18 protein-coding genes are annotated in these 17,718 nt (G+C 72.0%); 12 read left to right on the forward strand and 6 right to left on the reverse strand.

The features are described 5' to 3' along the window. The first annotated feature begins 259 nt into the window (after positions 1-259). The 5 genes from ASC60_RS28580 (at position 260) to ASC60_RS28600 (ending at position 4,322) form a co-directional block, all read left to right on the forward strand. Positions 260-1,603: a dicarboxylate/amino acid:cation symporter gene (locus tag ASC60_RS28580; protein ID WP_055555940.1), complete on the forward strand. Its 1,344-nt coding sequence runs from the start codon at positions 260-262 to the stop codon at positions 1,601-1,603. A 161-nt stretch (positions 1,604-1,764) separates the two neighbouring features. Continuing rightward, positions 1,765-2,346 carry a hypothetical protein gene (locus ASC60_RS28585; protein ID WP_055555943.1) on the forward strand — a complete coding sequence of 194 codons (582 nt, stop codon included), beginning with the start codon at positions 1,765-1,767 and terminating at the stop codon, positions 2,344-2,346. A 26-nt stretch (positions 2,347-2,372) separates the two neighbouring features. Next, entirely contained in the window at positions 2,373-2,798 is a 426-nt protein-coding gene (locus ASC60_RS28590) for a hypothetical protein (RefSeq protein ID WP_159043334.1), read from the forward strand. Then, on the forward strand, positions 2,795-3,262 hold the full coding sequence (locus tag ASC60_RS28595) for a hypothetical protein (RefSeq protein ID WP_159043335.1): 468 nt from the start codon (positions 2,795-2,797) through the stop codon (positions 3,260-3,262). Before ASC60_RS28590 ends, ASC60_RS28595 begins: the two co-directional genes overlap by 4 nt. A 25-nt stretch (positions 3,263-3,287) precedes the next feature. Further along, positions 3,288-4,322 carry an ATP-binding protein gene (locus ASC60_RS28600; protein WP_055555949.1) on the forward strand — a complete coding sequence of 345 codons (1,035 nt, stop codon included), beginning with the start codon at positions 3,288-3,290 and terminating at the stop codon, positions 4,320-4,322. Here ASC60_RS28600 and ASC60_RS28605 read toward each other — a convergent pair. After that, the gene (locus tag ASC60_RS28605; protein ID WP_055555951.1) at positions 4,287-5,288 is read right to left on the reverse strand and encodes an alpha/beta hydrolase family protein; all 1,002 of its coding nucleotides are present in this window, start codon (positions 5,286-5,288) and stop codon (positions 4,287-4,289) included. The two genes, ASC60_RS28600 and ASC60_RS28605, sit on opposite strands and share 36 nt — an antisense overlap. Positions 5,289-5,531: 243 nt before the next feature. On the opposite strand from ASC60_RS28605, the gene ASC60_RS28610 reads away from it, so the two are divergent. Then, complete coding sequence (locus tag ASC60_RS28610; RefSeq protein ID WP_079038704.1) at positions 5,532-6,128, forward strand: TetR/AcrR family transcriptional regulator; 597 nt, start codon at positions 5,532-5,534, stop codon at positions 6,126-6,128. Between the two features lie 266 nt (positions 6,129-6,394). Here the strand turns inward: ASC60_RS28610 and ASC60_RS28615 are convergent, their stop codons facing one another. From ASC60_RS28615 to ASC60_RS28635, 5 genes are all read right to left on the reverse strand, one after another. After that, entirely contained in the window at positions 6,395-6,994 is a 600-nt protein-coding gene (locus ASC60_RS28615; protein WP_234357184.1) for a hypothetical protein, read from the reverse strand. Beyond that, a complete protein-coding gene (locus ASC60_RS28620; protein ID WP_234357185.1) occupies positions 6,991-7,491 on the reverse strand; it encodes a hypothetical protein in 501 nt (166 codons plus the stop codon). The genes ASC60_RS28615 and ASC60_RS28620 overlap by 4 nt, the downstream gene beginning before the upstream one ends. 168 nt (positions 7,492-7,659) lie before the next feature. Further along, on the reverse strand, positions 7,660-8,838 hold the full coding sequence (locus ASC60_RS28625) for a lipase family protein (protein WP_055555956.1): 1,179 nt from the start codon (positions 8,836-8,838) through the stop codon (positions 7,660-7,662). Positions 8,839-8,942: 104 nt separating this feature from the next. Next, positions 8,943-10,031, reverse strand: coding sequence for an AraC family transcriptional regulator (locus ASC60_RS28630; RefSeq protein WP_055555958.1), 1,089 nt, complete (start codon positions 10,029-10,031; stop codon positions 8,943-8,945). Between the two features lie 187 nt (positions 10,032-10,218). Continuing rightward, on the reverse strand, positions 10,219-10,422 hold the full coding sequence (locus ASC60_RS28635) for a cold-shock protein (RefSeq protein WP_009715975.1): 204 nt from the start codon (positions 10,420-10,422) through the stop codon (positions 10,219-10,221). A gap of 362 nt (positions 10,423-10,784) precedes the next feature. Between ASC60_RS28635 and ASC60_RS28640 the strand changes: the two genes are divergently transcribed. From ASC60_RS28640 to ASC60_RS28665, 6 genes are all read left to right on the forward strand, one after another. Next, on the forward strand, positions 10,785-11,657 hold the full coding sequence (locus ASC60_RS28640) for a menaquinone biosynthetic enzyme MqnA/MqnD family protein (protein WP_055556162.1): 873 nt from the start codon (positions 10,785-10,787) through the stop codon (positions 11,655-11,657). 233 nt (positions 11,658-11,890) lie between these two features. Next, positions 11,891-13,624, forward strand: a complete 1,734-nt coding sequence (locus ASC60_RS28645) for a serine/threonine-protein kinase (protein WP_055555959.1) — start codon at positions 11,891-11,893, stop codon at positions 13,622-13,624. A gap of 57 nt (positions 13,625-13,681) precedes the next feature. Next, positions 13,682-14,881, forward strand: a complete 1,200-nt coding sequence (gene mqnC / locus ASC60_RS28650) for a cyclic dehypoxanthinyl futalosine synthase (RefSeq protein ID WP_055555961.1) — start codon at positions 13,682-13,684, stop codon at positions 14,879-14,881. Next, positions 14,881-15,336 carry a hypothetical protein gene (locus tag ASC60_RS28655; RefSeq protein WP_055555963.1) on the forward strand — a complete coding sequence of 152 codons (456 nt, stop codon included), beginning with the start codon at positions 14,881-14,883 and terminating at the stop codon, positions 15,334-15,336. The genes mqnC and ASC60_RS28655 overlap by 1 nt, the downstream gene beginning before the upstream one ends. 204 nt (positions 15,337-15,540) lie before the next feature. Beyond that, a complete protein-coding gene (locus ASC60_RS28660) occupies positions 15,541-16,233 on the forward strand; it encodes a demethylmenaquinone methyltransferase (RefSeq protein ID WP_055555964.1) in 693 nt (230 codons plus the stop codon). Between the two features lie 157 nt (positions 16,234-16,390). Further along, positions 16,391-17,713 (forward strand): geranylgeranyl reductase family protein, encoded by a 1,323-nt coding sequence (locus ASC60_RS28665; RefSeq protein ID WP_370592975.1) that lies wholly within the window; start codon positions 16,391-16,393, stop codon positions 17,711-17,713. The last annotated feature ends 5 nt before the right edge of the window (positions 17,714-17,718 follow it).

The raw sequence follows: 17,718 nt of genomic DNA on the forward strand, positions 1-17,718 counted from the left end.
ACCTCGGCGGGTCCCTGGCCGGTCCGATACATCAAAGATTTTCTTTGGGTTCCCCAAAGACGCGGTGTTAATGTATTTGCCATGAAGACAGCAGCCGCGCCCCGTAACGCAGCGAGCGTTCCGCTCGTGGCGCGCCTGCACATCGATCTTTGCCGCTGCCGGTCCGCGGCCTGTCAACGCCGCTGACCCCTCTCGTACAGCGGCCGGAGATCCCGTACGGACTCCTGGCTTTTTCTCGCCCTTCGTTACCTCCCCCGGAGTGTGTCCGTTGTCGTCCCTCCCCGAGACGTCCGGCCGGACGTCGTCCTTCCGCCTGCCCAAGGTGCCGTTCTGGGCGCAGATCCTGCTGGGTCTCGTCCTCGGCGTGGCGCTCGGCTGGGTCGCCCGCACCGGCGACGTCGGCTGGCTGGTCACCACGCTCGACAAGATCGGCTCGATCTTCGTCCAGTTGCTGAAGCTCGCCGTCGCCCCGCTGGTCTTCTTCGCGATCCTGATATCGATCACGAACCTGCGGAACGTCAGCAACGCCGCCCGGCTGGCCACCCGCACGCTGCTGTGGTTCATGGCCACCTCGCTCATCGCGGTCGCCATCGGCCTGGCCATCGGCCTGCTCACCAACCCGGGCGCGGGCACCGGCCTGACCGCGAAGGACGGCGCCAAGCCGGACCACGCCGGGTCCTGGCTGGACTTCCTCACGGGCATCGTGCCGACGGACGTCATCACGCCCTTCACCGAGCTGAACGTCCTGCAGATCGTCTTCATGGCCGCCGTCGCGGGCGTCGCCGCCCTGCGGCTCGGCGAGAAGGCGCAGCCGATCCTCACCCTGAGCCAGTCGGTGCTGGAGCTGCTGCAGAAGGCCCTGTGGTGGGTCATCCGCCTCGCCCCGCTGGGCAGCCTGGGGCTCATCGGCTCCGCCATCGCCGAGTACGGCTGGAACCTCATCAGCAAGTACGCGACCTTCACCGCCGACGTCTACATCGGCTGCGCGCTGGTGATGTTCGGCGTCTACCCGCTGCTGCTGGCGACCGTCGCCAAGGTCAGCCCGCTGAGCTTCTTCAAGGGTGCCTGGCCCGCGATCCAGCTGGCCTTCGTCTCCCGTTCCTCGGTCGGCACCATGCCGCTCACCCAGAAGGTCACCGAACGCCTGGGCGTGCCCAAGGAGTACGCGTCCTTCGCGGTGCCCTTCGGCTCGACCACCAAGATGGACGGCTGCGCCTCCATCTACCCCGCGCTCGCGGCGATCTTCATCGCCGAGATCTTCGGTGTGCACCTCGGCGTCGGTGACTACCTGCTGATCGCCTTCGTCTCGGTCATCGGCTCCGCCGCCACGGCCGGTCTCACGGGTGCGACGGTCATGCTCACCCTGACCCTCTCCACCCTCGGCCTCCCGCTGGAGGGCGTCGGCCTGCTGATGGCGATCGACCCGGTCCTGGACATGATGCGGACGGCCACCAATGTCGCCGGACAGGCCCTGGTGCCGGTCGTGGTCTCGGCCCGCGAGAAGATCCTCGACCGCGACGCCTACACCCACGCCACCTCCTCGCCCCTGGACGACCGCGACGAGACGGCCGCTGAGCCGGAGCGTCAGCTGGCCACCGCGTAGTTGTTCACGTCTGTGCCCCCGTGACCTCAATGAGGTCACGGGGGCACTTTTTTGATCAGAGATTGCTGCATCACTGTCAGTTCCTTTCAGGGTATGTGTTATTGAGTGTTACGGCGCTAATATGTGCTTCGTGTACATGCGGTCGTAACGGGGGAACACGCATGCCTGACACCACGGCGGGGAAATCCCTGCGCTCCGCGCGCGACTTGATCGAAAAAGCGATCCGGGAGATGGCGGACAAGGCCGTCCTGTCGAAACCGGGTACCGATCGGGGCGTGGTCGGCAAAATCGCGCTCCGCCACATCCTGAAGATGATCGATGTCGTGATCGCGGCCCTGGAGGCCCCGCCGGAGTCCGACTCGATCGTCGTGTACGGGATCCTCGCCGAGGAGTGCGAGCCCGTTCTGGGGCTGCCGTCGAGCGATGTCTTCGGCGCGCTGGTGGAGCTGTGCGGCGAGCCGCACGGGGCGATCATCCGGCCGGAGCTGCCCCGGGCGAAGCGGTCGGTGATCGAGACGATCCGCCGGGAGATCGTCGCGGTGACCGTCGAATACCGGGCCCGGCCCGGGGGCACGGGGGTACGGATCATCGAGATGCTGTACGGCGCCGACCGGCGGAAGGTGCGGCGCAAGCGCATCAAGCAGGAGATCGACTGGGGCGACATTCCCGAGGAAGTGCGCGCGCGGATCATTCGTGACGGCGACGAGGGCGTCACCCTGAGCCTTCCGCTGGGGAGCGCCTGATGGCCTTCTTCATTCCGCTGATCATCATGGCCATCGGGCTGGCCATGTGGAACCGGATCATGGTCTGGGCCCGGGATCAGCTTTTCCCCTGGGTGGCCGAGCACATTCCCTGGATGTCCGACACGGTGAAGCTCGCGTTCACCGCGCTGGACAAGTACGCCACCGCGATCCGCGGAAATGTGAAGGCGGCCTGGAAACAGCTGCGGTCCTATCTGCTCGAACAGGTCATCGAGTTCGAGAAGGGGATGGCCCCGAATACCTATGTCCGGCGCATGACCGCGCTGATGAAGAACCAGCTGCGCGGTGACGCGCCGGTCAAGCGGATCGTGGTCGAGGAGGACGTCGCCTGGGACGACCTTCCCGAGAAATACCGTCAGTCGCTGCTGGCGGGCGACGGGCGGGGTTATCGCATGGACGTGACCAGGATGCGCGACCAGGAACTCGAAGAATGATCCGCACAGAAAGAAACAGGCAGATGTCGCTGTGGTGGTGGACGGGCGTCGGCGTCGTGGTGGTGGCCGCGGCCCTGGTCGTGTCGCGGCGGTGGCCGCGGCCCGCCGGGCGGGCGCGGGGCGGCCGGCTCACCGCCGTCGTGCTGGACGCCCTGGCCGAGGAGTGGGCGGCGCGCATGGACGCGCGCCCCGATGACATCCGGGCCGCCGTTCTCGGCTCCGGATTCGCCGGGCTGTACGCCCGGCTCGTATCGGAAGTGCGCGGGGTGGAGGTCGTGTTCATCAGGCCCGCGACCGGGCGGGCGGACGCGCATACCATCGTCCGCTGCGCCTTCGGCAATCCCCATAGCGCCCTGGTGACCGAGACCGTCACCGGCTGGGACGACATTCCCGACGATGTCCGCGCGGAGTTCATCCGCCAGGAAGTCGACGAGGTCAGCCGCCGCTGGACCATGGCGGGCTGACATCCACTGATACGGGGGGCAGTGAATGGACGAGGGACGCAATTCGGTGCCGCCGCGCTGGACGTTCACCGATGTGCGTGGCGGCGCGGCCAGGACGACGGCTGCGACGGTGACCGCGGAAGCCGGACCCGCCGAACGCGGCGGGGAATCGCCGGAGCCGGGGTCGCCGGAGGCGGTCGGCTTCCGGGTGGAACAGCCCGTGCGGACCTTCGGCGATCTCGTTCTCGCCGAGGTGGTGCGCCGGCGCGTCGACACCGCGCTGAACCTGGTCGCGCACCGGGACGTGCTGTTCGGGGAATGGAATCTGGCCGCGATCTCCCCGCACCGGGGCGGTGCGGTGGTGAGCCTGTACGGCCCGCCCGGTACGGGGAAGCCCGCGTGCGCGGAGGCCATCGCGCACCGGCTCGGCCGTCCGTATCTGCGGGTCGGTTATGCGCAGATCGAATCCCGGTACGTCGGGGAGACGCCGAAGAACATCGTGCGCTGTTTCGCCGAGGCCCGCCGGAGCGATGCCGTGCTCATCTTCGACGAGGCGGACTCCATTCTCGGGCGGCGGCTGAGCCGGGTCACCCAGAGCGCCGACCACAGCGTCAATGTGTCCCGCTCGGTGATGCTCACCGAACTGGACCATTTCGACGGTGTCGTCGTCTTCACGACGAACTTCCCGGAAAACTACGATGCGGCGTTCGTCCGGCGGATCCTGGCGCATATCCGGCTGGAACTCCCCGACCTCGCCGCACGGCGCGATCTGTGGACGAGACTCCTCCCGAAGGAACTCCCGCTGCATCCCGAGGTCACCGCCGACATCCTGGCGGCGGAATCGGAGGGCATGGCCGGCGGCGACATCGTCAACGTCGTCATGGGCGCCGCCGCGGCGGCCGTCGCCCGGCGCGGAGAGCGGCGCGTGGTCGAACTCGCCGATCTGCGCGGCGAACTGGCCGCCACGGCCCAGGCGCGGCGCGAGGTCGGGAACCCGCCCGCGTCGCCGCGCCTGGTGGCCTGGGAGGACGCGCCCCGGTCCGGCTCAGGGGCGGGCGAGGGCGGTGGCCAGAAGGGGTAGCGCACGGCCCAGTTCGCGCTCCCAGTACGGCCAGGTGTGGGTGCCGGGGCCGTAGAGGCGGGCGGTGAGGGCCAGGCCGTGGGCCCGGGCGCGGCGTACGTAGTCCTGGGCCATCAGCCCGAGGCCCTGTTCGAGGGTGTCGGCGGGACGGTCCGCGGGGTCCAGCGGCCCGGGGGTGCCGTCGCCGCAGGAGATGTACACCGGGTAGCCGCGGGGGAGCCGGGTGAGCTGGGTGTACGGGTCGTGGGCCGTCCACAGGGCGGACTGGGCGGTGGGGTCGCCCCACAGGTCGGTGGGGTCGGCCCCGTACCGCTGGACGATGCCCTGGACGCCGGCCGGGTCCCGCAGCGGGTGGACGACGCCGCTGAACGACGCGGCGGCGCGGAAGAGGCGGGGGTGGCGGGCCGCGTAGGACAGGGCGCCGAAGCCGCCCATGGACAGGCCCGCGATCGCCCGGCGGCCGTTGCCGCGCAGCGCGCGCTCCAGCAGCGGGCGCAGCTCGGCGAGGTGGAAGGTCTCCCAGGCGGGCGGGCCGAAGAAGCCGTCGTTCCACCAGTTCGAGTAGAACCCGGCGGGGCCGCCCTCCGGGGACACCACCAGGGCGGGGAGGGCCGCGGTCAGCCCCTCGACGTCGGTGTTGAGGGTCCAGGCCTGCCAGCCCGGGCCGGGGTCGCAGCAGCCGTGCAGGAGGTACAGGACCGGCCAGCGGTGGTGCGGCCTGCGGTCGTAGTCGCGGGGCAGCAGGACGCGGGCGTGGCCGTCGCGGGCGAGGGCGGGGGAGTCGATCGTCAGGTCGAGGACGCGTTCGCTGACGCGCTCGGCGGCGGTGATGCGCGCGCGGCCGGCGGCGGTGCCACGGGCGCGGTCGGCGGGCCGGGGCCGGGAGCGGGCCTCTGCGGGGGTGGGGAGCAGGGGCGCGGCGGCCAGTGCGGCGAGAGCGGCGGCGGCGCGGCGGCGGGAGGGCATCGTCCGTATCTCCTTCGCTTCGGTGCGTGCGGAGCTGAACGGGGCGTTGCGCGGGTGTTGTTGACACTGTGAAGGGGCCGGCGTGCCGTGACAAGAGTGGGGCGCCGACCACGTGATCTTCGTCCCGGTCCGCCGTAGGCTGATGGTCGTAAGAGTGTGCGGGGGCACTGTCGTAAGGGGGCGGTCCGCGTGGGCGGAGCGACGAGGAGCAAGCGCGTACCACGGGTGGTGCGGGAGCAGCAGATGCTGGACGCGGCGGTGCGGGCCTTCGCGCGGCGCGGTTACAGCCACGCCTCGATGGACGACATCGCCGAGCTGGCCGGGGTGTCGAAACCGCTGGTCTATCTGTACCTCAACTCCAAGGAAGAGCTGTTCGCCGCGTGTGTCCGGCGCGAGGCTGCGGCGCTGGTGGCCGCGGTGCGGGGCGCGGTCGAGCGGGGCGCCCCGGCGGACCGTCAGCTGTGGAGCGGGCTGAGCGGCTTCTTCGCGCACACCGCCCGCCACCCCGACGGATGGGCGCTGCTGCACGTCCAGGCGCGGACGCACGGGCACCCCTACGCGCACGAAGTGGCGGCGATGCGGGCGGAGATCGTGGCGTTCGTGACCCAGCTGATCGCGGCGGCGGCGCGGAGGGGCGCCCGGGAGCGGCGGCTGGTGGCCGCCGAGGTGTCCGGGCTCGCGCACGCGCTGGTCGGGGCGGCCGAGTCGCTGGCGGACTGGGCGGGCGAGGCGGCGGACCGGGACGGTCCCTCGGCCCAGGAGGCGGCGGCCACCCTCATGAACTTCGCCTGGGCCGGGCTCGGGAACCTGCTGCGGGGTCAGGGCTGGTCGCCCGCCTAGGGGCTGTCCGGGCGGTCATCTGGCTCCGCACATGATCGCCCGGACAGACCCTGATGCCGCGTCAGTCAAGGTTGCCCGGTAGCGAGGCGTCCTGGTGCGGTCGGATGCAAGTCGCCGGATCGGCCTCGTGGTGGGGCCTACTCGGTCGATGCGGCAACGCCGCCGGGGACACCTCCCAGCGGTAGCTGGGGGCGGCCGTGCCAGGGCGGCGAGCGGGGTGAACCTTGGCTGACGGGGCACTGGCGGCTGTGACGGCCCCGCGCGGATCAGCCGATCTGCGCCCGCTCGTACAGCGCCGCCGGGTTTGCCGCGCGGGACACCGCCGAGGGGTGCAGATCCCGCTGGGACGCCGGATGCCGGACGCCCTCACGCCAGGCCGCGGACGGGTCCGTTCCGCTGTCCGAGCCCGCCTTGTCCGGCGCCAGGTCCAGCGGCAGGAAGTTGGACGGGGCGGTGTGCCAGCCGTCCGGCGCCACCCGGGTGGCCAGCAGGTACGTCCGCCCGGGCAGCAGCGCCGGGGCGTCGCCCACGACGACCCGTTGCCGCCGCAGCGGGTCGTCGCCGCCCTCCTGGGCGACCCGTACGTTTCCGGACACCTTCCCCTTGAGGGTGGACCGGACCTCGACCCGGTACGTCGTCCACAGCAGCCGGTCGCCGTCGGTGTGCCGCACCCCCTCGCGGGCGGTGACCTTGCCGACGAAGACGTCGTCGGCCCAGCCCGCGGCGAGCCCCGGCGTGTCCAGCCGGACGGCGTAGGTGGGGTGGTAGTGCGTACTGCCGTAGGGGACCTCGAACCAGGCCAGTGCGCCGCCGCCCACCGCCGCCAGGGCCGTGGCCAGCGCGATCGTCCCGGTACGGAGGCTCATGAGCCCCACACGGCCCGGTACGCGGCGATGTCGGCGGCGGCGGGGGCGAAGGCGGTGCGGGTGTCGCTGCAGTACATGACCGCGCCGCGGGCCGAGCGGTGGCCCAGCCGCAGGGCGTGGCCCAGCTCATGGGTGACGATGCCGCGCTTGACGTCGGCCGGGTACGAGCCGAGGAAGTGGTCGTTGAGGACGATGTCGTCGGAGCCCAGCTCATGGGATTCCCACAGCCCCGACCAGCCGATGTCGGCGCGGTCGACGTCGGTCGCGTCGACGTCCGCGTAGGCCGCTCCGGTGTGTGGCTTGATGTCGACCTTGCCCAGGGCGTTCCAGCTCTCCCGGGCCCGCGTCCACTCCGCGGTGTACTTGGTGTGCAGGCTGTACGTCAGCTCCGAACCGTCCACCGATCCGATCGTGTTCGGGTCGTCCGGGCAGGCGGCGGCGAGCGCCGGTGGCGCGGGCAGCCCCGCGAACAGCCCGGCGGTCAGGGACGCGCTCACCGCGACGCGTATACACCGCCGGGCGAAACGGGCGCCATGACATCGACCCACGTCCGCAAACCCCTCGTTCGTGTGAGGCCCGAGAGCTTCAACGTACGAGGGGCCGCGGGGCGCCGCATGCGCACGGGGCCTCCTGGGGGAACCGGAAGGCCCCGGGGCGCCGGTGGCTCAGGTGCCGCGGTTGCCGCCGGCCGGCTCGTCGGTGAGCCGTGCGGCGAGCCAGGCCAGGGCCGGGGGGATCCCGCTGATCGCGGTCGTCACATGGTCGGTCGGATAGCTCTTCCACTCCACCGGCGTGCCCCGCTCGCACCACCGGGTGCGCAGGTCCGCGCCGACCTGGTACGGGATCAGCTCGTCCGTGAGGCCGTGGTAGAGGTAGACGGGATGGTCGGGGGCGTCGTCGCCCAGCTCGGAGGTGCGCAGCGCGAGCCGCCAGAGCGGTGAGGCCAGCGGATCGCGGACGGTCACGTCGGACAGGTGCTGGAAGAGCCCGGCGATGGTGCTGATCGAGACGCAGTTGTTCCGCATGAAGGCGACATCGTCCTTGCCTCTCTGGTTGAGGTAGGAGTCGAGCGCCAGTTCGGGGAAGGCGGCGTCCTGCCCGGCGAGCGCCATCAGGGCCAGCCCGGCGCCCACGCCGCCGTCGTTGTACTCCAAGGTGGCGGGCAGATCGGCGGGCACGCCCCCGGCGACCGTGCCCTTCACGCGCAGCTCGGGCGCGTACGAGGAGCGCAGCTGGGCGGCCCAGCCGGCCGCCTGGCCGCCTTGCGAGTACCCCATGATCCCGACCGGGCCGTCCGGTGAGAGGCCCGCCTCGGGGAGCCGCTGCGCTGCGCGCGCCGCGTCCAGCAGGGCGTGCCCCTCGGACCGGCCGACCGTGTAGGTGTGTTCCTCCGGGGTGCCCAGGCCCTCGTAGTCGGAGACGGCGACGGCCCAGCCGCGGCGCAGCGCGAGGTCGATCAGCCGGCCCTCGGAGCTGGTGCCCTGCGGGAAGCGGACGGAGGCGGCGCAGTCGTCGGCGAGGCCGACGGCGCCCATGCCCCAGGTGACGAGCGGACGGGGGCCGGTCTTGCCGTCGTCGGGGACGATGACGGTGCCGGAGACGACGTTGCCCTCGCCCCGGGCGGTGGTCGAGCGGTAGGTGATGTGCCAGGAGCGGGTGGTGACCGGCGCGCCGGGCACGGCGCGGAACGAGGTGGGGGACAGGGTGACGATGTCGCCGGGCCTGCCCTGGGTGGCGGCGGTCCGGTCGGTGCCGGTCGTGGCCATGGCCGGTGGTGCGGTGGGCAGCGCGGCCGCCAGGGTCAGGGCGGTGAGGGTGGCGAGCACGGTGGTGCGGGTGCGCATACGGCTCTCCCAACGGTGCGGATGGTGCTGCGGTGCTGTGTGTGGGGGACCGTAGAGACGTGTGGATTGTCTGTTGCTGACCGGAGCGCTCAGATTCGCTGGCCTTATGTCTCACCCGGCATATTTCGTGCGCCGGTGTGCCCGTACGCCAGCCGGTAGGCGCCCGGTGTCATCCCCGTCCAGCGCCGGAACGCCCGGTGGAACGCGGCGCCCTCGGAGAAGCCCAGCCGCACCGCCAGCTCCTCGATCGGCTCACCGGTGGCGCGCAGGCCGCCGATCGCCGCGTCCCGCCGCACCTGGTCCTTGAGCCGCTGGAAGGAGGTGCCGTCCTCGTCCAGCCGCCGGCGCAGCGTCGCGGGGCTGACCGCGAGCCGGGCCGCGACCTCCCGCAGGTCCGGCAGCCGCCCGGGGCGGCGCCCGCCCGGCCCGCCACCGGTCCGCAGGCCCCCGGCGAGCGTGTGGCGCACCTGCTGGGCGACGGTCGTGCCGTACTCGGAGCGGCCGAGGAGCCCGGCGGGCGCGCGGCGCAGCAGCGCCTGGAGGGACGCCTCGTCCTGGATCAGGGGCGCGGACAGCCAGCGGGGATCGAATCCGGCCGCCGTGCGGTCCCCGCCGAAGTACGGGGTGCAGTCGAACAGTTGCTCGTACTCGTCCGCGTGCGGGGGCGCCGGGTGGGCGAACCGGGTCCACAGCAGCGGGATGCGGCGTCCGATCAGCCAGCCCGCGAACCGGTGCCAGATGAGCATCAGCCACTCGGCGACGATCTGGCTCTCCTGGTGGGTGCGTAACCGCCCGTGAATGCCGAATACCGCCTCCCCGTCCCCGCCGTGCTCCAGGGTCAGGTGCGGCCCGCCGGGGAAGAGCCGGTAGAAGCGCGCGCCGCGCTCCAGGGCGGTGCCGAGGTCGGGGCAGCCGAGCGAGGCGTAGCACATCATGGCGAACGTGCCGGGTCTGCTGCGCGCGGATCCGAGCCCCAGGAACTCGTCCCCGGTGGCCCGGTGCAGGGCGCGCACCAGCCGGGTGAACTGCTCGGGGGAGAAGCGCGCGCGGTCGTCGCCGAGCAGCAGCGGCGGGATCCGGGCCCGCTGGAGCAGCGGTGCGGTGTCGACGCCGAGCCGCTGCGCGCCGTGCACCGCGGCTCGTACGTGGTGCACGGTGACCGTTCGCCGCCCCCGGCCCCTGGTCCTCCCCATGGTCGAAACGGTAGCCCGGCCGGGCGCGCGATGTCGACGGTGCGTCGTGGCGGCCTTACGCAGCGTCAGGCGCGGGGTTTCGCTTTCGAAAGAGAATGAACGGTCCGTGAATAAAGCATTCCGGAAAAGGCAGGAGCCCCGCTTCCCCGCCGGTGCGGGGGAGCAGGGCTCCTTGGGTACTGCTAGATCAGACCGCGCTGACGTTCTCGGCCTGCGGGCCCTTCGGGCCCTGCGTGACGTCGAAGGTCACGGCCTGGTTCTCCTCCAGGGAGCGGAAGCCAGACGCGTTGATCGCGGAGTAGTGAACGAAGACATCGGGGCCGCCGCCGTCCTGGGCGATGAAGCCGAAGCCCTTCTCGGCGTTGAACCACTTGACGGTTCCGGTAGCCATAAAGCCCTCCTTGGGCCAAAGGGTTGCCCTGCTCCAGAACCTGCAAGAAGTCTGAAAACTACAAAAGCCCGCGGTCACATGCTCCGCAGGCTCTGTACTGCAAGGGAAACCAAACTGCAACTTGCGGTGAGCTTAGCACGCTCTGTGTGCACGAGGAAAGAGCCGAAGATCACGGAAACGAGGGGTTTCCAGGGCGCGCGCGATGGATAGGACTGCAGGTCGAGCTCGTGTCGGCCGGTAATGACGGGCCAAACGGGCGCCACCCCGCCCCCGCTCTCCCCGAAGAGCGGCGCTAGCCTCCGGTTGTGGACAATTCACCGAGTTCCCCCTCGCGGAGTACACCGGACGCCGCCGAAAGCGTCATCCCCAGCTCCCTGGGCCGCCGTGACAGACCGAGGGTCGGCCACATCCAGTACCTCAATTGCGTACCGCTGTATTGGGGTCTTGCCAGGACCGGCTCGCTGCTCGACTTCGAGCTGACCAAGGCCTCCCCCGACACGCTCAACGACCTGCTGGTCGAGGGCGGTCTCGACATCGGCCCGATCAGCCTCGTCGAGTACCTGCGCAACGCCGACGACCTGGTGGCGCTGCCCGACATCGCGGTGGGCTGTGACGGGCCCGTCATGTCGTGCGTGATCGTCTCCAAGGTGCCGCTGGAGCGGCTGGACGGGGCGCGCGTCGCGCTTGGCTCGGCCTCGCGCACCTCCGTACGCCTGGCCCAGCTGCTGCTCACCGAGCGGTACGGGATCGAGCCGGACTACTACACCTGCCCGCCCGACCTCAGCCTGATGATGCAGGAGGCCGACGCGGGGGTGCTGATCGGCGATGCCGCGCTGCGGGCCAACCTCCACCACGCCCCGAAGCTGGGCCTCCAGGTCCATGACCTGGGGCAGATGTGGAAGGAGTGGACCGGGCTGCCCTTCGTCTTCGCGGTCTGGGCCGCGCGCCGCGAATACCTGGAGCGCGAGCCGGAGATCGTGCGCGAGGTGCACCGGGCGTTCCTGGAGTCCCGGAACCTGTCCCTGGAGGAGGCGGGCAAGGTCGCCGAGCACGCCGCGCGCTGGGAGGACCTGGACGGTGCGGTGCTGGAGCGCTACTTCACCACCCTCGACTTCTCCCTGGGCGCGAAGCAGCTGGCGGGCATCGCCGAGTTCGCCCGCCTGACCGGCCCGACGACCGGCTTCCCGGCGGACGTCCGGGTCGATCTGCTGGACACCCCCGCCGCGAACGGTTAGCCGACCGGGCTGGGCCGCCGCTGTCATGCCCGCCCAGGTCCTGCCCGGCGGATCTTCGTGGATCAGGCCGCGGCGTCTGGTGCCGTGCATCGCAAGGCGGAGGATCGTCCTCGTGCTGGGCGTACTCGGACGACTCCGACAGCGCAGCGAGGTGCGGTGCCGGGCGTCGCGGCCCCGCGAAGATCCGCTGGGCAGGGCCTAAGCTGGTCCGGCGCAGGCGATGGGGGAGGCACATGCAGCCGCTGGGAGCGGAGGACCCGCAGGTCATCGGGGCGTACCGGCTGCTCGGACGGCTCGGCTCCGGCGGCATGGGCGTGGTGTACCTGGGCCGCAGCGCGGGCGGGCGCACGGTCGCGGTGAAGGTGGTGCACGCGCACTTCGCGCTCGACGAGGAGTTCCGCGCGCGTTTCCGGCGCGAGGTCGACGCCGCGCGCCGGGTCGGCGGCTCCTGGACCGCCCCGGTCCTCGACGCCGACCCGGAGGCGCGTGTTCCGTGGGTGGCCACCGGGTATGTGGCGGGCCCTTCGCTCAGCCAGGCCGTCAACGACGAGGGCCCGCTGCCCGAGTCCTCGGTACGGGCCCTGGGCGCGGGGCTGGCGGAGGCGCTGGGAGCCGTCCACGGGCTGGGCCTGGTCCACCGCGACGTCAAGCCGTCCAATGTGCTGCTCGCCCTCGACGGCCCACGGCTGATCGACTTCGGTATCGCCCGGGCCACCGAGGGCACCGTCTCCCTGACCTCCACCGGCGCCTCCATCGGCTCGCCCGGCTATATGTCGCCCGAGCAGATCCTCGGCCTGCCCGTGAGCGGTCCGGCCGACATCTTCTCGCTGGGCGCCGTGCTGACGTACGCGGCCACCGGCGAGCAGCCCTTCCCGGGCGACAGCTCGGCCTCGCTGCTCTACAAGGTGGTCCACGAGGAGCCGCGGCTCGGCCCGGAGCTGACCGAAGAGCTGCGCGACCTGGTCGCCGCGTGCCTGGCCAAGGACCCGGCCGACCGCCCCACCCCCGAACAGATCACGGGCCGCCTGGCCCCGTCGGACGGCGCCTCGGGGCTCGTACGGTCCGGCTGGCTGCCGGCGGCGCTGATCGAGCGGGTGAGCCGCCAGGCGGTCGAACTGCTCGACCTGGAGGCGGACACGGTCGCTCCGCCGCCGTCCGCGAGCCCGTCCGCCGTGGCCGCCACGCCCGCGTCCGGCACGCCCGTACCCGTAACACCCGCGTCCGGAACGCCCATACCCGGCACGCCCATACCCGGCACGCCCGTGCCCGGCGCCCCCGCCCCGCCCGCACCCGTGCTGGGCGCGTTCGGCCCGCCGGACCCGTCGTACGCGAACCAGCCGGGCCATCGGACCGGCGACCCCGCGACCCCGCCCCCCGGCCGGCCGCCCGAGGGCGGTCGCGGCTTCGCGCTCTCCGCCGCCCTCGGCGGCAAGAAGCGCCCCAAGGGCCTCAGTTGTTCCCTGGTGCTGTCCGTCGCGGGCGCGCTCGCGGTCGCCACGACCGCCGTGGTCCTCGTCCAGAACATGTCCGGGGGCTCGGGCGGCGACCCGGCGGCCGACGGCGGTGCCCAGACCGGCCCGGCCGCCCCGGGGGCGTCGGCCCCGCCCGGCGGATCGGACGTGCCCAAGGCGTTCCTCGGCACCTGGCAGGGCGATCTGACCTCCCGGAACGGCATCCCCGTCGGCACCATGACCATCACCTTCCAGCGCGGCTCCACCGGTGAGCAGGTCGCGAGCGGCCGGGTGAAGCTGTCGGTGGTGCGCTGCGACTTCACCTGGAAGCTGGTCTCCGCCACGTCCAAGGAGCTGCACCTCGACGCCCGCTTCCGGGGGGACGAGTCCCAGGCGGGGTGCAGCGACAGCTCGACGGACGAGCAGTACACCCTCGCCTCCGACGGCACGCTGAAGTACCGGGCGAAGGACCGGCAGGCGGGCGATCCGACCGGCACCCTGCGCCGCTTGCGCTGACGGGCGGGGGCGTACGCTGGGTCGGTCCGCCCGTAGAACTCCGAAAGGGACGCCCCGGTGACCGCACACCCCACGCTGCAGGCAGTCCTCGACCGCGCCGCCGCCGGGGGGCGCATCACCCCGGAGGAGGCGCTGGACCTCTACCGGTCCGCGCCGCTGCACGCCCTGGGGGCCGCCGCCGACGCCGTACGACGCCGTCGCTACGCGGGCACCGAGCACATCGCGACGTACATCATCGAGCGGAACATCAACTACACCAACGTGTGCGTGACGGCCTGCCGGTTCTGCGCCTTCTACGCCGCGCCCAAGGACACCGCCAAGGGCTGGACCCGCGACCTCGACGACATCCTGCGGCGCTGCGCCGAGACCGTCGAACTGGGCGGCACCCAGATCATGTTCCAGGGCGGCCACCACCCGGACTACGGCGTCGAGTACTACGAGAAGCACTTCGCGGCCATCAAGGAGGCGTTCCCCCAGCTGGTGATCCACTCGCTGGGCGCCTCCGAGGTCGAGCACATGGCGCGCATCTCGGGCGTATCGGCGGAGGAGGCGATCCGCCGGATCCACGCCGCGGGCCTGGACTCGTTCGCGGGCGCGGGCGCCGAGCTGCTGCCCGAGCGGCCGCGCAAGGCCATCGCCCCGCTGAAGGAGTCCGGCGAGCGGTGGCTGGAGATCATGGAGATCGCCCACAACCTCGGGGTCGAGTCCACCTCCACGATGCTCATGGGCACCGGTGAGACCAACGCGGAGCGGATCGAGCACCTCCGCATGATCCGCGACGTACAGGACCGGACGGGCGGCTTCCGCGCCTTCATCCCGTACACCTACCAGCCCGAGAACAACCATCTGAAGGGCCAGACGCAGGCCACCGTCTTCGAATACCTGCGGATGATCGCGATCGCCCGGCTCTTCCTCGACAACGTGGCCCACATCCAGGGCTCCTGGCTGACCGTCGGCAAGGAGGCCGGACAGCTCTCGCTGCACTACGGGGCGGACGACCTCGGCTCGGTGATGCTGGAGGAGAACGTGGTCTCCTCGGCCGGCGCCCGCCACCGCTCCAACCGGATGGAGCTGCTCCACCTCATCCGCACGGCCGGGCGGGTGCCCGCGCAGCGCGCGACCACGTACGAGCACCTGGTGGTGCACGACGACCCGGGACACGACCCGGTCGACGACCACGTCGTCTCGCACCTGTCCTCGACGGCGATCGAATCCGGCACGGCCCACCCCGAGCTGAAGCTGATCGACGCCTCCTGATGCGCACGCTCCACACCGCGCCGGTGGTCCGGTGCACCCTCGGTGAGGGCCCGGTCCTGCACGACGGCGCGGTCCTGGTCGACGGCGGCCGCGTCGCCGCCGTCGGCCCGCTGGAGGAGCTGCGGGCCGCGCATCCGCGGGCCCGGGTGCGGCAGTGGCCCGGCACCCTCGGCCCCGCCCTCGTCCACGACGGGCCGGTGCCGGACGCGCCGACCCCCCGGGAGCGGATCCACGCCCTGCTGCGGCTGGGCGCGACGGCGGTCCTGGCGGAGCACGTCGCCGACCCCGGGCTGCGCGCCGCCGCCGAGCGCAACGAGATCGCCGTCCTCGACGGGGCCCGGCCGCGCCCGGCAGCGCTGACCGAGGCCGGACGCGCCGATCTGGCGGTCTTCGGCGCGGACGGGGCCTGCCTGGTCACCGTGCTCGCCGGGCGCCTGGTGCACCGCCGCCGCTGACCCTGGGGGGTGTCGTGCCGATCATGCCGGGCTCCCGGCGCCCGGCACGGCACCTCGCGGCCCCGCGCTCGTCGCACGCAGCGCCCCTGCGCTCTCCTCACGCGGGTTGCGATCTACCGCACCAGACGCCGCTCGCTGATCCGGCCTGATCGGCAAGACACCCCCTGGCACGGGGCGGTGCGGGACGAGGTGAACAATGGGCGGGTGACCCGAGCATCCCTGGACAAGCAGCCGCATGAAGTCGCCGCCATGTTCGACGACGTGGCGGCCAACTACGACCTGACCAACGACGTGCTGTCGCTCGGCCAGGCCCGGCTGTGGCGCAAGGAGGTCGCCGGCGCCGTCGCCGCCCGCCCCGGGGACCGGGTGCTCGACCTCGCCGCCGGTACGGGCACGTCCTCCCTGCCGTACGCGGAGGCCGGTGCGTACGTGGTGCCGTGCGACTTCTCGCTCGGCATGCTCCGCGAGGGCAAGCGCCGCCACCCGCGGCTGCCGCTGACCGCGGGCGACGCGACCCGGCTGCCCTTCGCCGACGGGGTCTTCGACGCCGTCACGATCTCCTTCGGGCTGCGCAACGTGCAGGACACCGACGGCGCGCTGCGCGAGATGCTGCGGGTGACCCGGCCGGGCGGGCGGCTGGTCGTCTGCGAGTTCAGCCACCCCACCTGGGCCCCGTTCCGCACGGTCTACACCGAGTACCTGATGCGCGCCCTGCCGCCGATCGCGACGGCGGTCAGCAGCAGCCCGGACGCGTACGTGTACCTGGCCGAGTCCATCCGCGCCTGGCCCGACCAGCCTCGGCTCGCCGCCCGGCTCCGCGAGGCGGGCTGGGCCCGCCCGGCCTGGCGCAACCTCACCGGCGGCATCGTGGCCCTGCACCGCGCCACCCGCCCCTGACGCCTGCGGCCGCGCGGCCGCAGGCGGCCGTATCACAGGCTGAGTCACGGTCAGGGGGGCCGCCCTTCGCGGGCACCCGAGCACGCCCCCATAGACTGCACACGTCCAGTGCCCGGCGCGACCGGCACGCTGTTACCCAGGCCACGGGAGACCCTGCGTGAGCGAGACCGCACCCACCGCGAGCGCCACCGAGAGCGCATCCTCCGGGATCTCGGAGCGCAGCGCCGATGTGATCGTCGTCGGCGCCGGACCGGCCGGTTCCACTACGGCGTACCACCTGGCCAAGTCGGGACTCGACGTCCTGCTGCTGGAGAAGACGGCGTTCCCGCGCGAGAAGGTGTGCGGCGACGGGCTGACCCCGCGCGCGACCAAGCAGCTCGTCGCGATGGGCATCGACATCTCCGAGGAGGCGGGCTGGCTGCGCAACCGGGGCCTGCGGATCATGGCCGGCGGCCTACGGCTGGAGCTGGACTGGCCGGACCTGGCCGCCTATCCCAACTACGGCCTGGTGCGTAAGCGCGACGACTTCGACGACCAGCTGGCCCGGCAGGCCCAGAAGGCCGGGGCGCGGCTGTACGAGCGCTGCAACGTGGGCGCCCCGATCGTCGACGACCGCACCGGCCGCATCACCGGCGTCGAGGCGAAGCTGGGCGAGGAGAAGACGCCCGTCACCTTCCACGCGCCGCTGGTCGTCGCCGCCGACGGCAACTCCACCCGGCTCTCCCTCGCCATGGGCCTGCACCGGCGCGAGGACCGCCCGATGGGCGTGGCGGTGCGCACGTACTTCACCTCGCCCCGGCACGAGGACGACTACCTCGAATCCTGGCTGGAGTTGTGGGACCGGCGCGGCGCGGAGGACCGGCTGCTGCCCGGCTACGGCTGGATCTTCGGCATGGGCGACGGCACGAGCAACGTCGGGCTCGGCGTGCTCAACACCTCGTCCTCCTTCAAGGAGCTGGACTGGCGCGAGATCCTCAAGGCGTGGTGCGCGTCCATGCCGGAGGAGTGGGGCTACACCCCGGACAACATGACCGGTCCGATCCGCGGCGCGGCCCTCCCCATGGCCTTCAACCGGCAGCCGCACTACACCCGTGGGCTGCTGCTGGTCGGTGACGCGGGCGGCATGGTCAACCCGTTCAACGGCGAGGGCATCGCCTATGCGATGGAATCCGGTCAGATCGCCGCGGACGTGATCGTCCAGGCCCAGTCCCGTGCCACGCCCGCCCAGCGGGAGATGGCCCTGCGGCGCTATCCGCAGGTCCTCAAGGACGTGTACGGCGGCTACTACACGCTGGGCCGCGCGTTCGTGAAGCTGATCGGCAACCCGAAGGTGATGAAGCTGGCGACGGAGCGCGGGCTCACGCATCCGATGCTGATGCGCTTCACGCTGAAGCTGCTGGCCAACCTGACCGACCCGACGGGCGGCGACGCCATGGACCGCATCATCAACGCCCTGACGAAGGTGGCACCGCGCGCCTGACGGGC

It is taken from the genome of Streptomyces sp. NBRC 110028 (genome assembly GCF_001417735.1).
In the GTDB taxonomy this organism is placed as follows: Bacteria; Actinomycetota; Actinomycetes; order Streptomycetales; family Streptomycetaceae; genus Streptomyces.

Coding starts and splice junctions, on each gene's coding strand:
- ASC60_RS28585 (WP_055555943.1), top strand. CDS start 1,765: ATGCCTGACACCACGGCGGGGAAATCCCTGCGCTCCGCGCGCGACTTG.
- ASC60_RS28590 (WP_159043334.1), top strand. CDS start 2,373: ATGGCCATCGGGCTGGCCATGTGGAACCGGATCATGGTCTGGGCCCGG.
- ASC60_RS28595 (WP_159043335.1), top strand. CDS start 2,795: ATGATCCGCACAGAAAGAAACAGGCAGATGTCGCTGTGGTGGTGGACG.
- ASC60_RS28600 (WP_055555949.1), top strand. CDS start 3,288: ATGGACGAGGGACGCAATTCGGTGCCGCCGCGCTGGACGTTCACCGAT.
- ASC60_RS28605 (WP_055555951.1), bottom strand. CDS start 5,288: ATGCCCTCCCGCCGCCGCGCCGCCGCCGCTCTCGCCGCACTGGCCGCC.
- ASC60_RS28610 (WP_079038704.1), top strand. CDS start 5,532: ATGCTGGACGCGGCGGTGCGGGCCTTCGCGCGGCGCGGTTACAGCCAC.
- ASC60_RS28615 (WP_234357184.1), bottom strand. CDS start 6,994: ATGAGCCTCCGTACCGGGACGATCGCGCTGGCCACGGCCCTGGCGGCG.
- ASC60_RS28625 (WP_055555956.1), bottom strand. CDS start 8,838: ATGCGCACCCGCACCACCGTGCTCGCCACCCTCACCGCCCTGACCCTG.
- ASC60_RS28630 (WP_055555958.1), bottom strand. CDS start 10,031: ATGGGGAGGACCAGGGGCCGGGGGCGGCGAACGGTCACCGTGCACCAC.
- ASC60_RS28635 (WP_009715975.1), bottom strand. CDS start 10,422: ATGGCTACCGGAACCGTCAAGTGGTTCAACGCCGAGAAGGGCTTCGGC.
- ASC60_RS28645 (WP_055555959.1), top strand. CDS start 11,891: ATGCAGCCGCTGGGAGCGGAGGACCCGCAGGTCATCGGGGCGTACCGG.
- ASC60_RS28655 (WP_055555963.1), top strand. CDS start 14,881: ATGCGCACGCTCCACACCGCGCCGGTGGTCCGGTGCACCCTCGGTGAG.